Source organism: Methylobacterium sp. EM32, assembly GCF_040593685.1.
Classification (GTDB): Bacteria; Pseudomonadota; Alphaproteobacteria; order Rhizobiales; family Beijerinckiaceae; genus Methylobacterium.
The window spans coordinates 1-14949 of the sequence record NZ_JBEXZS010000273.1 but is presented as its reverse complement, the minus strand read 5'-3'; the positions used below and the strand labels follow the sequence as shown (position 1 = coordinate 14949).

Here is a 14949-nt window from a genome sequence, read left to right as displayed (position 1 = left end):
CGGCCGTCAACGGTGCCGCCATCAGCCCCGGCGGCGCGGCGGTCGCGGTGGCCAACGGCAGCGTGCGGCTCAACGCCGACGGCACGCTGACCTACGCGCCGACCGCGGACTATACCGGCGCGACGAGCTTCACCTACACGGTGACCTCAGGGGGCGTGACCGAGACCGCCACGGTCGCCGTCACCGTCACCCCCGTCAACGACGCGCCGGTCAACACCCTGCCGGGCGCCCAGGTCGTCGCCGAAGATGCGCCGCTCGCCTTCGTCAACGGCAGCTCCGTCCGCGTGGCGGATGTCGACGGCGACGCGCTCACCACCACGCTTATCGTCACGGGCGGGACGGCGACGGTCGCCGCGGGGGGCGGGGCGACGATCAACGGCAACGGCAGCGCGAGAATCGTCGTCTCGGGCAGCGCGGCGCAGGTCAATGCGGCGCTCGCCGGCCTGACCTACCAGGGCGCGCCCGACTTCAACGGCGCCGCCCAGCTCACGGTGGCGACGAGCGACGGCACGGCGACCGACACCGACACGATCGCCATCCAGGTGACGCCGGTCGCCGACATCACGGCCGACACCCTGACGACCCGCGAGGACACGGCGGTCGGTGCGAACCTCATCCTCGGCACGAACGGCGCCACCGCCGACGGCTTTTCCGATCCGGGCCGGACCCTGACCGCCGTGACCCAGCCACCCGCCGGCCAGGGCAGCGTCGCCGCCTCGGCGGACGGCACGATCGTCTACGCGCCGCCGCCGGACTTCAACGGCGTCACGAGCTTCACCTACACGGTGACCGCCGGCGGCGTGACCGAGACCGCGACCGTGACGGTGATCGTCACGCCGGTGAACGACGCCCCCGTCGTCACCATCCCGGGGGCGCAGGTTACGGCGGAGGACACCACGCGGGTCTTCTCCACCGCCGGCGGCAACGCGCTCGCGGTGGCCGATATCGACAGCGGCGTCCTCACCGTCTCGATCGCGGTCACCGGCGGCACCTTCTCGCTTGCCGGGATCACGGGCCTGACCTTCGCCGCCGGCGACGGCACGGCGGATACCGCCACGACTTTCAGCGGCACGGCCGCGGCGATCAACGCGGCCCTCGACGGCGCGTCCTATGGGCCGAACCCGGACTATAACGGCCCGGCCCAGCTCACGCTCCAGGTCTCAGACGGGGCGCTCGCCGCGAGCGGCGCGGTGGCGCTCACCGTGGCGCCGGTCGTCGACATCGCCGACGACGCGGCGGTGACCGACGAGGATGCGCCGGTCGCGATCCCGGTCTTTGCCAACGACACCTTCGAGGATGTCGGCCGCGCCGTCACGGCGGTGAACGGCACCGCCATCGCCGCCGGTGGCCCGGCCGTCGCGGTCGCGAACGGCACCGTCACGCTGACGCCGCAGGGCGTGCTGGTCTTCGGCCCGGCGACCGACTTCAACGGCATGTCGACCTTCACCTACACGGTGAGCGCGGGCGGCGTCTTCGAGACCGGGACGGTCCGGGTCGCGGTCGCGGCGGTCAACACCCCACCGGTCAACACCCTGCCGACCGCCTTCTCGACGCGCGAGGATACCGGCCTCGTCCTCGCCGGCCTCGCGGTCGCCGATGCGGATGCCGGCACGGGAATCGTCCGCGTCAGCCTGAGCGTGAATTCGGGCGCGCTCGGTGCCGCCTCGGCGGCCGGCGTCGCGGTCTCGGGTGCGGGCACCGGCACGCTCACCCTCGACGGCACGATCGCCGCGCTCAACGTCTATCTCTCCGGGTCCTCGGCCCCGGTCTTCACCCCCGCCGCCAACGCCACCGCCAGCGTCACCCTGACGATGGCGACCAGCGACAACGGCAATACCGGCGGCATGGCGCTGACCGACATCGACACCGCGACGATCCTGATCACGCCGGTGAACGACGCGCCCGCGGGCGCCGACCGCAGCATCACGCTCGCCGAGGATACGACCTACACCTTCTCGGCCCTGGATTTCGGCCTCACCGATCCCGCCGACGATCCGGCCAATGCCCTTGAGGCGGTGATCGTCGACACGCTGCCGGCGGGCGGCACCCTGGCCCTCGGCGGCGTCGCGGTCGCGGCGGGCCAAGTGATCACCGCCGCCGATCTCGGACTCCTCACCTTCACGCCGATCGCGGATGTCAGCGGCGTCACGACCTTCACTTTCCGGGTGCGCGACAACGGCGGGGTCGCCAATGGCGGCCAGGATACCGACCCGACCCCGAACACGGTGACGCTTAACCTCACCCCGGTGAACGACGCGCCGGTCAACACCCTGCCGGCCTCCTTCGGCACGGCCGAGGACACGCCCGCGCAACTCACCGGCCTCGCGATCGCCGACATCGATGCCGGCCCGGGTCCCGTCACCGTCACGCTCGCGGTCGATCGCGGCATCCTGGCGGCGACCGGGACCGCCGACGTCGCGGTCGCGGGTTCGGGCGGCGGCCGCCTCGTCCTCACCGGCACCGTCGCGGCGATCAATGCCTATCTCGCCGGGCCCGCCGCCCCGGTCTTCGCGCCGACACCCGATTTCAACGGCCCCGTCACCCTGACGATGGTGACGGACGACCGCGGCAATACGGGTGCGGGTGGCGCGCTCATCGACACCGACACGCGTACCATCAGGGTGACGCCGGTCAACGACGCCCCGGTGGCGGCGGATGCCGCGGTCGCGACAGTCGAGGACACGCCGCTCCAGGGCCGGCTGCCGGCCGCGAGCGACGTCGACGGCGACGTCGTGACCTACGGGCCGGGCAGCCGCCAGCCGGCGAGCGGCCGGGTCGACATCCGTCCCGACGGCACCTTCCTGTACGTGCCGGAGGCCAATGCCGGCGGCCTCGACAGCTTCACCTACACGGTCGACGACGGCACGGTAACGCGCGAGTACACGGTCACGGTGTCGGTCGCGCCGGTCAACGACACGCCGGTCGCCGCGCCCGATGCCGCCGCCACCGACGCGAACACCCCGGTCGCCGCGAGCCTGCTCGCCAACGATGCCGACGCGGACGGCGACCCGCTGGCGATCGTCGCGGTGAACGGGGCGGCTGGGCAGGTCGGCGCCCTCGTGGCGGGATCGGCCGGGGGGCGCTTCGTCGTCGCCGCCGACGGCAGCGCGACCTTCGACCCGGCCGGCGCCTTCGCCGACCTCGCCGAGGGGCAGACCCGCGCGACCTCCATCACCTACCGCATCGCCGACCCCTCGGGGGCGGTGTCGGACGCGAGCTTCACCGTCACGGTCACCGGCCGCAACGACGCGCCGGTCTCGGCGACGATTCCGGACCAGGCCGCCCAGGACGGCGCGACCTTCGCGCTGGCCCTCGCGGGCAGCTTCGCTGACCCGGATGCCGGCGACTCGTTACGCTTCACCGCCGCCGGCCTGCCGGCGGGCCTGACCATCGATTCCGCGACGGGCCTCGTCAGCGGCACCCTCGCGGCCGGTGCCAGCGCGGGCAGCCCCTACGCGGTCACGGTTACCGCCACGGACCGCCTCGGCCTGAGCACCAGTCGCACCTTCGCCCTCGCGGTGGCGAACCCGGCGCCGGTCGCCCGGGACGATTCCTTCGCGACCGACCAGAACACGCCGGTCGGCGGCTCGGTGCTGGCGGATAACGGCGCCGGCCCGGATCTCGACCCGGACGGCGACGCCCTCGCGGTCGCCGCCGTCAACGGCGCCGCCGGCCTCGTCGGCGTGCCGGTCGCGGGCTCGGCGGGCGGCCGCTTCACGATCGCCCAGGATGGCAGCTTCGGCTTCGAGCCCGGCACCGACTTCGTCGACCTCGCGGCGGGCGAGACCCGGGTGACGCAGGCGACCTACACGCTCTCCGACGGCCAGGGCGGCACCGCCACCGGCGCCGCGACCGTGGTCGTGACCGGCACCAACGACGCGCCGGTCGCGCAGGCCGACGGGATCGCGACCCGCGAGGATCAGCCGGTGACCGTCGATCCGCGCCTGAACGACACCGATGCCGAGGGGGCTCCGCTGACGGTCACGGCGATCGACGGGCAGGCCATCGCGCCCGGCCTCACGGTCGCGGTGGCGAACGGCGCCGTGACCCTGAACGGCGACGGCACGCTGACCTTCACGCCCGCCCCGAACGCCAACGGCGCGGTCTCGTTCAGCTACACGGTATCGGACGGGCAAGGCGGCAGCGCCACGGCCACCGTCAGCGGCACCATCACGCCGGTCAACGACGTCCCGGTGCCGGCCGCCGACGGCTTCATCACCGCCGAGGACACGCCCGCGACCCTCACGGTGCTGACGAACGACATCGACGTCGACGCCGACCCGCTGACCATCACCGCCATCGACGGCCGGGCGATCACCGCCGGCACGACGGTCGCGGTGGCGGGGGGCGCGATCACGCTCAACCCCGACGGCACGCTCGGCTTCGTGCCTCAGCTCGACTTCAACGGGCCGGTCTCGTTCACCTACACCGTCTCGGACGGGCAGGGCGGCAGCGCCACCACGACGGTGAGCGGAGTGGTGACGCCGGTCCAGGACCCGCCGGTGGCGCTCGCCGACAGCTTCACCGGCACCGAGGACACGCCGGCGCTGATCGCGGTGCTGGCGAACGACCGCGACGCCGACGGCGACCCGCTGACCATCGTCGCCATCGACGGCACCGGCATCGTGCCCGGCGGCACGGTCGCGGTGGCGGGCGGCGCCGTGACGCTGAACCCCGACGGGACCCTCGCCTTCGTGCCGGCCCAGAACCTCAACGGCCCGGTCTCCTTCACCTACACCGTCTCGGACGGGCGCGGCGGCGTCGCGACGGCGACCGTCACCGGCGCCCTCGCGCCGGTCAACGACGCGCCGGTGCTCGGCGACGACAGCTTCAGCGTGCCGGAGGACGGCGCCGTCACCTTCGACGTGCGGGGGAACGACAGCGATGTCGACGGCGACACCCTCGGCCTGATCCAGATCAACGGCGCCTTCATCGCGCCGGGCGGCACCATCGTGGTCGCCGGCGGCGCGGTGACGCTCAATGCCGACGGCACACTCACCTTCGTGCCGCTCCCCGACTTCAACGGCCCGGTCTCGTTCACCTACTCGCTCTCGGACGGCAACGGCGGCAGCGACAGCGCCACCGTCTCGGGCCTGGTGACGCCGGTCGAGGACGCACCCACGGCGCTTTCCGACAGCTTCGCCGGCACCGAGGACACTCCCGTCACGATCGCGGTGCTGGGCAACGACGGCGACCGCGACGGCGACCCGCTGACGATCACGGCGATCGACGGCACCGGCATCGTCCCCGGCGGCACGGTCGCGGTCGCGGCCGGCCGCGTCACGCTCAACCCCGACGGCACCCTGACCTTCGTGCCCATCACGGACTTCAACGGCCCGGTCTCGTTCACCTACACGGTGTCGGACGGGCAGGGCGGCACGGCGAGCGCCGCGGTCACCGGCGTGCTCGCTCCGGTCAACGACCCGCCGGTCGCAGCGGATGCCGCCTACGCCACCGGCGAGGACACGGCGCTGACCGCCGCCCTGCCGGCCGCCTTCGACGCCGACGGTGACACGGTCACCTACGCGCCCGGCAGCACGACGCCGGCGAGCGGCACCGTGACGATCAACCCGAACGGCACCTTCACCTACCAGCCGGCACCCGATTTCAACGGCACCGACCGCTTCAGCTACGTCGTCAGCGACGGGCGCGGGGGGCTTGCCGAGTACGACGTCGTCGTCGCCGTGGCGCCGGCCAACGACGCGCCGGCAGCGACGACGCCCCTGCCGGACCGGATGCGCACCGACGGGCAGGCGGTCAGCTTCGACGCCGCCGCTTATTTCGCCGATATCGACGGCGACCGTCTGACCTTCACGGCGACCGGCCTGCCGCCGGGCCTGACGATCTCGCCGGACGGCCTCGTCTCGGGCACCATCGACCGCGACGCCAGCCAGCGTGGCCCCAACGGGAACGGCACCTACACGGTCGTCGTCACCGCCTCGGACGGGCAGGGCGGCACCGCCAGCGACAGCTACGCCGTGGTGGTGGCCAACCCGGCCCCAGCGGCGCGCAACGACGCCGCCGCCACCCTCGAGGACACCCCCGTCACCCTCAACGTGCTCGACGGCAGCGCCAGCGGCGGCGTGCCGGATGCCGATCCCGACGGCGACCCGCTGCGGGTGATCGCCGCCAGCGCCGGACACGGCACGGTGACCCTCGGCCAGGACGGGGCGATCACCTACGCGCCGGCCCCGAACTTCAACGGGGTCGACACGATCGTCTACACGATCTCGGACGGCAACGGCGGCACCGCGAGCGCCGCGGTGAGCGTGACGGTGGCGGCGGTCAACGACGCGCCCGTCACAGCCCCGATCGCCGACCGCATCCGCAACGACGGCGACGTCGACGCGATCGACGCGGGCGCGTTCTTCAGCGACCTGGAGGGCGAGGCGCTCATCTTCGCCGCGACGGGGCTGCCGCCGGGGCTCGGCCTCGACCCGGCGACCGGGCGCATCACCGGCCGGCTGGCGGCCGACGCCTCGGGCCCGACCGGGACCCTGACCTACCCGGTGACCGTGTCGGCGCGGGACGCGAGCGGCGCGACGAGCAGCGTGAGCTTCGCCTACACGGTGCTCAACCTGCCGCCGCAGGCGCGCGACGACGTGGCGACGACGGCCGAGGACACTCCCGTCATCATCCCGATCCTCAGCAACGACACCGACCCAGACGGCGATTCCGAGCGGGTGATCGCGGTCAACAACGTCGTGCTGGTGCTCAACGGTCCGGCGGTCGCCACCGCCAACGGCAGCGTGCAGCTCATCCTCGACGGCGCCGAGACCGAGGTGCTGCGCTTCACCCCCAACCCGGACTTCACTGGCCAGGAATCCTTCACCTACACGATCATCGACGGCAACGGCGGCCGCGACACCGCGACGGCCCTAGTCACGGTCACGCCAATGAACGACGCGCCCCGGATCGTCACCCCGGTCCCCGACCGCGTGCGGGCCGACGGCCAGACCTTCACCTACGACCTCGCCGACTTCTTCCGCGACCCGGACGGCGACCGCCTCGCCTTCGCGGCGACCGGCCTCCCACAGGGCCTCGCCATCGACCCTGTGATCGGTTTCCTCTCCGGCACCATCGCGGGCGGCGCGAGCCAGGTCGGCGGCGGGATCTACGCCGTCACCGTGACGGCCACCGACCCGGGCGGCCAGTCCCTGAGCCAGGCCTTCACCCTCACGGTGACCAACCCGGCGCCGGTCGCCCTCGACGACGCCGCGACCACCCCCGAGGACGTGCCCGTCCGCATCGCGGTGCTGGCCAACGACGTCGATGCGGATGCCGACCCGCTCGCCATCGTGGCGGCCTCCGCGTGCGCCGGCAGCGTCGCGATCGACGGCGGCGCGCTCGTCTATACGCCGGCCCCGGACTTCAACGGCACCGACACGATCGTCTACACGATCGCCGACGGCAACGGCGGCTTTGCCAGCGCCAGCGTCAGGGTCACGGTGCTGGCGGCCAACGACGCCCCGGTCGCGGCTCCGATCGCCAACCGGATCGACACCGACGGCCAGGCGCTCGTGCTTGGCGAGGCCCAGGACTTCTCGGTCTACTTCTCGGATCCGGAGGGCGATGCCCTCACCTTCGCGGCGACTGGCCTGCCGCAGGGCCTCGCCATCGATCCCGCCACCGGCCTCGTCTCGGGCACGATCGCCGGGAACGCCTCGACCGTGGGGGGCGGCGTCTACGGCGTGACGATCACCGCCTCGGACGGGACCCTGAGCACGAGCCGGGCCTTCACCTGGTTCATCGCCAACATCCCGCCCAAGGGCTTCTCCGACACTGTGTCGGCGCCCGCGGGAGCGGCCTCGGGCGACGTGCTCGACAACGATGAGGACGACGACGGCGACCCGCTGACGGTCACCGGCGTCGACGGGGTGGCGATCGCGCCCGGCGTGCCCGCCACGGTGCGGGGCTCGGCGGGCGGCAGCTTCACGCTCGCGGCCGACGGCGCCTTCACCTTCACGGCCGGGCCGGACTTCGCCGACCTCCGGGCCGGGGAGACGCGCGCGACCAGCGTCGTCTACGCGCTGCAGGACACCGACGGCGGCGCCGACACCGCGACCCTGACGGTGGTGGTCACCGGCGTGAACGACGCGCCGGCCGCCGCAGCGATCCCGGCGATGATCCGCGCCGACGGCGACGGCCTCGGCCCGCAGGCCCTCGTCCTCGCGCCGTTCTTCGCGGACGCCGAGGGCGACACCCTCGCCTTCACCGCCACCGGCCTGCCGCCGGGCCTCGCCATCGATCCCGTGACCGGCGCGGTCACCGGCACGATCGCCCGCGACGCCAGCCAGGGCGGGCCCGTCGGCGACGGCGTCTACACCGTCACCGTCACGGCGTCGGACGGCGCCTCGACCACCGCGACGAGCTTCGCCTTCACGGTCACCAACCCGGCTCCGGTCGGCGTCAACGACGCCGTGACGATCCCGGAGGACACGAGCGTTGACATCGACGTCGTCGGCAACGACGTCGATGTCGACGGCGACGCCCTGTTCGTCGATCCCGCCTTCGCCCCGGTGGCGGCCAACGGCACGGTCGCGATCAACCCGGACGGCACCCTGCGCTACACGCCGAACGTCGATTACAGCGGCGTCGACACGGTGGTGTACCGGGTCAGCGACGGCCAGGGCGGCCTCTCGACCGCGATCGTCAACGTCTCGGTCAACGCGGTGAACGACGCGCCGGTCGCGACGGCGCCGATCGCCGACGCCGTGCGCAACGACGGCGATACGCTCACCATCGACGTCTCGGGCGATTTCCGCGATCCCGAGGGCGAGCGGCTCACCTTCTTCGCGACCGGTCTGCCGCCGGGGCTCGGCATCACGGCGGGCGGCGTCATCTCGGGCACGATCGCCCCCGGCGCCTCGGGGCCGACCGGCACCCGCGACTACCTGATCACCGTCACCGCCGAGGATTCCCAGGGCGCCCGGGCGTCGAGCCAGTTCACCTACACGGTGAACAACCTGACGCCGCAGGCCCAGAACGACACCGTGATCAACGCGGTCGAGGACGTGCCGGTCCTCGTCGACGTGCTGGGCAACGACGTCGATCCGGACGGCGACACCAACGTGGTGATCCGCGTCGAGAACGTCGCCCTGGTCGTCGGCGGTCCCGCCGTCCCGACGAGCAACGGCATCGTGCAGCTCGTCGCCGGAGGGGCCGGGCGCCCGGTCCTGCTTTTCACGCCGAACCCGGACTTCAACGGCACCGAGTCCTTCACCTACACGATCGACGACGGCAACGCCGGCACCGACACCGCGACGGTGGCGATCGTGGTCGCCCCGGTCAACGACGCGCCGGTCGCCGGCACGATCCCCGACCGCGTGCGGGCGGACGGCGAGGCCGTGACGTTCGACGTCTCGGACTTCTTCTCGGATGCCGACGGCGACGCCCTTGCCTTCACGGCGGCCGGCCTGCCCCCCGGCCTGACCATCAGCCCGGCAGGCGTCATCTCCGGCACCCTCGACGCGTCCGCGTCGCGGGGCGGCGCCTACACGGTCACGGTCACGGCGTCCGACGGCGGCGCCGCGCCGGCCCAGGCGAGCTTTACCTTCACCGTCACCAACCCGGTCCCCGTCGCGGTCAACGACACCGTCACGACGACCGAGGACGTCCCGGTCACCTTCGATCCGATCTCCGGCCTCGGCACGACGAGCGGGCCCGCCGGCGCCGATGCCGATCCCGACGGCGACGCGCTCCGGATCGCCATGGTCGAGGGCCGGCCGATCGCGGCGGGCGGAACGGTGGCCGTCGCCGACGGCACGGTGACGCTCAACGCCGACGGCACGCTCACCTTCGCGCCGGCCGCGAACTTCAACGGCACGACCGTGATCACCTACGGCATCGTCGACGCGGACGGCGCCATGGCGGATGCCGCCGTGAGCCTCACGGTCGTGGCGGTCGACGACGCGCCGGCGATCGACCTCGACCCGGCGACGCCGGGCCTCGGCGCGGCCGTCGTCTTCGTCGAGGGCGGCGGTCCCGTCGCGGTGGCGCCGGGCGTGAGCCTCGCGGACGCCGAGGACGACGCCGTCGGGGTGCGGGTCGTGCTCGGCGGCGAGCCGGCCGATGCGGCAAGCGAGATCCTGCATCTCAACGGCGCCGTCGACATCCGGCGCGACGCGGCCGCGAGCGGGACGATCGCCTTCGGCGGCAGCCTGCTGGCTTACGCCTATGACGGCAACGGCGCCCTCACGGTCGTGAACGCCGCCGGCGCCGGGACGCCTCTGCCCGCCGGCACCCTGCGCTCGCTCGTGGCGGCGATCCGCTACGAGAACCTCAGCGACGCGCCGACGCCCGGCGCACGCACCCTGACCTTCACTGTTGTCGACACCGCCGGCAACGTCTCGCAGGCCGCCGTTGCGACGGTCGCGGTGGTGCCGGTGAACACCGCGCCGGGAGCGGCCGACGACGCGGCGGCGACGGGGGAGGACGCGCCGATCCTCAGCGGCGCCTCGGTGCTGGCGAACGACCGCGATCCCGAGGGCGACGCCCTCACGGTCGTGGCGGTCGCCGGCCTGCCGGCCGGTGTCGGGACCGCCGTGGCGGGCTCGGCCGGCGGCACCTTCACGATCCGGCCGGACGGCACCTACGACTTCGATCCGGGCGCGGCCTTCCAGGACCTGCAGCAGGGCGAGAGCCGCGCGACGCGCGTGACCTACACGGCCGCCGATCCGTCCGGCGCCACCGCGACGGCGACGCTCATCGTCACGGTCGCCGGCGCCAACGACGCGCCGATCGCCGCCGACCTCGCGGTCGCGACCGCGGAGGACGGGGCCCTGGTGGGAGCCCTGCCGGGTGCGACCGACGCCGATGGCGACGCGCTCGTCTACGCCGAGGGCGCGCAAGCAGCGAACGGCACGGTCGCGGTCAGCGCCGACGGCACCTTCACCTACACGCCGGACCCCGACTTCACCGGGACTGACCGCTTCACCTACACGGTGAGCGACGGCCGCAGCACCGTGACCTACGCGGTGACGATCGCCGTGGCGCCGGTCAACGACGCGCCGGTCGCGGCGCCGATCCCCGACCAGGCCTTCGCCGATGGCGAGCCCGTCCGCCTCGACGTCTCGGGCTTCTTCACCGATATCGACGGCGACGCCCTGCTGTTCGCCGCCGCCGGCCTGCCGGCCGGGCTCGCGATCGATCCCGCCACCGGGGTGATCGCCGGCACCGTCGACGCTGCCTCCTCGCAGACCAATGGCGGCGTCTACGCCGTCGCGGTGACGGTGCGGGACCCCTCCGGCACCACGGCGACGCAGGCCCTCGTCCTGCGGATCGCCAACCCGGCCCCGGTGGCCGAGGCCGACGCCGTCGCGACGGTCCAGGGCGTGCCGGTCGCCGGCTCGGTCCTTTTGGATAATGGCGCCGGCCCCGACCGCGACCCGGACGGCGATTCCTTGAGCGTCGTCGCGGTCGGCGGCGCCGGTGCCGGCGTCGGCGCCCCGCGCGCCGGCTCGGCCGGCGGCCTGTTCACGATCCGCGCCGACGGCACGTTCGACTTCGCGCCCGGCTCCGACTTCGACGACCTGCCGGCCGGGATCACCCGCACCTCGAGCATCGCCTACACGGTCTCCGACGGCCAGGGCGGCACCGCGACCGCGGTGCTCACCGTCACAGTCGCGGGCGCCAACGATGCGCCCGTCGGCAGCGGCGCGACCCTCGCGGCGATCGAGGACACGCCGGCGAGCGGCCGCCTGCCGAGCGCCGCCGACCTCGACGGCGACGCCCTGACCTACGCCCTCGCGACGCCGCCGGCGAACGGCACGGTCGCGATCGATCCCACCCGCACCTTCACCTACACCCCGGCGCCGAACTATTCCGGGCCCGACAGCTTCACCTACACGATCAGCGACGGCACCACGGCCGTGACCTACACGGTCACCGTCGCGGTCGCCGCGGTGAACGACGCACCGGCGGCCGCCGCCGACGCCTTCGTCACGCCCGAGGACGTGCCCGTCACGATCCGGGTGCTCGCCAACGACACCGATGCCGACGGCGATCCCCTCGCGGTGACGCAGATCGACGGCGTCGCGATCCTCCCCGGCGGGAGCGTCGCGATCGGCACCGGTTCGATCGCGCTGCAGGCGGACGGCACGCTGCTGTTCACCCCGGCCCCCGATATCGATGGCCCGGTCTCCTTCACCTACACGCTGGCGGACGGAAGCGGCGGCACGGCGACCGGACTCGTCACCGGCACGGTGATCCCGGTCAACGACGCCCCCGTCGCGGCCGACGACGCCGCGGCGACGGACCAGGACACGGCGGTCACCGGCAACGTCATCCTGGGGTCGGGAATCTCGGGCCCGGCAGGCCGCGACACCGACGTCGACGGCGACGTCCTGACGATCGTGGGCGTGGGCGCGCCCGCGGGCGGGGTCGGCGCCGCCGTCGCCGGCTCGGCCGGCGGCACCTTCACCATCCGGGCGGATGGCGGCTTCGCCTTCGATCCGGGCGCTGACTTCGTCGGCCTCCCGGCGGGCGCGTCGCGGGCGACGAGCGTCGGCTACACCGTCTCGGACGGCGCCGGCGGCCTCGCGACGGCTTTGCTCACCCTACGGGTCGACGGATTGAACGACGCGCCGGACGCCGACGCGTTCGCGCCGCTCGGGAACGCCGACGGGGAAACGGTCGCCCTCGCGGCGGGCGCGGCCTTCCGCGACGCCGACGGCGACGCGCTCGCCTTCGCGGCGACGGGCCTGCCGCCCGGGCTCGCGATCGACCCCGCGACAGGGGCGATCTCCGGCACGGTCGCGCCCGGTGCCTCGGGGGCCGCGGGGAGCGCGACCTACCGGGTGACGATCACCGCCACCGATCCGTCCGGCGCCGCCGCGAGCCGCAGCGTCGACTGGACGATCGTCAACCCGGCCCCGGTCGCCGCCGACGACGCCTTCGCGGTCGCCGAGGACGGGGTGCTGACCGGCAGCCTCGCGGCGGACAATGGCGCAGGGCCGGACATCGATCCCGACGGCGACGCTCTCGCCTACGGGCTTGTCACGGGGCCTGCCAACGGCACCATCGTGCTCCTGCCGGACGGCCGCTTCACCTACACGCCGAACCCCGACTTCGCCGGCTCCGACGGCTTCACCTACCGGGTCTCGGACGGCAACGGCGGCACCAGCCTCGCCGCCGTCACGATCACGGTGGCCCCGGTCAACGACGCGCCGGTGGCGCTCGCCGACGCCTTCGCGGTCGCGGAGGACGGCATCGTCTCGATCCCGGTCCTCGCCAACGACCGCGACGTCGACGGCGACCCGATCGCGATCGTCGCCATCGACGGCCGGGCGGTCGCGCCCGGCGGTACGGTCGCGGTCGCGGGCGGCACCGTGACGCTGAACCCGGACGGCACGCTCACCTTCGCGGCGGCGCCGGACTTCGCCGGCCCGGTGCAGTTCGCCTACACCTTCACCGACGGCATCGCCGCCTCGGTCGGGCAGGTGACCGGGATCGTGACGCCAGTGAACGACGCGCCGGTCAACGGGCTGCCGCCCTCCTTCACCGGGCAGGAGGACGCGCCGCTCCCGCTGCTCGGCTTGTCGATCGCCGACGCCGATGCCGGCCCCCTCACGGTGACCCTGACGGTCGATGCCGGTGCGCTCGCGGCGGTCCCGTCGGGCGGCGTCGCGGTCGTGGGCAGCGGCACCGGTGTGCTGACGCTGTCGGGCACGCGCGACGCCCTCAACGCCTACCTCGCCGCCTCGGCTCCGGTCTTCACGCCGCCGGCGAACGGAACCGATCCGATCACGCTGACGATGCGGACAGCGGATGACGGCGCAGGGGGGGCCGGCGGGCCGCTCGCGGATGTCGATACCGCCACGATCCTGATCGCGCCGGTGAACGACGCCCCGACGACGCAGAACCTCGCGCTGACGACGACCGAGGAGCAGCCGGTGGCCGGCGCGATCGTCGCGGCCGACCTCGACGGCGACGCCCTGACCTTCGCCCTCGTGGCGCAGCCGGCGGGCGGGACCGTCCGCCTCGATCCGGACGGCACCTTCGTCTACAAGCCGAACCCGGATGGCAGCGGCGTCGAGACCTTCCAGGTCCGCATCGACGACGGCCAGGGCGGCACAGCGCTCGCGACCGTCACCGTCACCGTGCAGCCGCTCAACGACGCCCCCGTCGCCGCCCCGCTCGCCGTGGCGACGCTGGAGGACGCGCCGGTCTCCGGAACGCTGCCGCCGGCCTTCGACGCCGAGGGTGACGCGGTCGCCTACGCGCTCGCCGTCGGCCCGGCCAGCGGCCGCGCCACGGTCTCGGCCGACGGCCGCTTCACCTACGTGCCGAACCCGGATTTCAACGGGACGGACCGCTTCACCTACGCGGTGTCGGACGGGACGGCGACGAGCACCTACACGGTGACCGTGACGGTCGGCCCGGTGAACGACGCGCCCGTCGCCGCCGCCGACGCCTTTGCGACGGCGGAGGACGCGCCCGCGACCCTGGCGGTTCTCGCCAACGACCGCGACGCGGATGGCGATTCGCTGACGATCACGGCGATCGACGGCGAGGCCGTCGCGCCAGGCGGCACGGTCGCGGTGGCGAACGGCGCGGTGACGCTGAACCCTGACGGCACGCTGACCTTCGCGCCGGCCGCGGACGCCAACGGCGCGGTCGCCTTCACCTACACGGTATCGGACGGCCGGGGCGGCAGCGCCACGGCCACGGTCACCGGCACCATCGCTCCGGTCAATGATGGGCCGGCAGCGGCTGCCGACGGCTTCGCGACCGCCGAGGACACGCCCGCGACCCTCGCCGTGCTGGCCAATGACGCCGATGTCGACGGTGACCCGCTGACGGTCACGGCGATCGACGGCCGGGTAATCGGGGTGGGCAGCTCGGTCGCGGTAGCGGGCGGAACGGTCACGCTCAATGCCGACGGCACGCTGACCTTCGCGCCGGTCGCCGATTTCAACGGCCCGGTCTCGTTCGCCTACACCGTCTCCG

At 73.8% G+C, this 14949-nt stretch carries 1 protein-coding gene; it reads left to right on the top strand.

The window, feature by feature from the left end; genetic code table 11:
* Positions 1-14949 (top strand): Ig-like domain-containing protein (locus tag ABZT49_RS33885; protein ID WP_355292961.1); only part of this gene is annotated, 14949 nt, incomplete at both ends.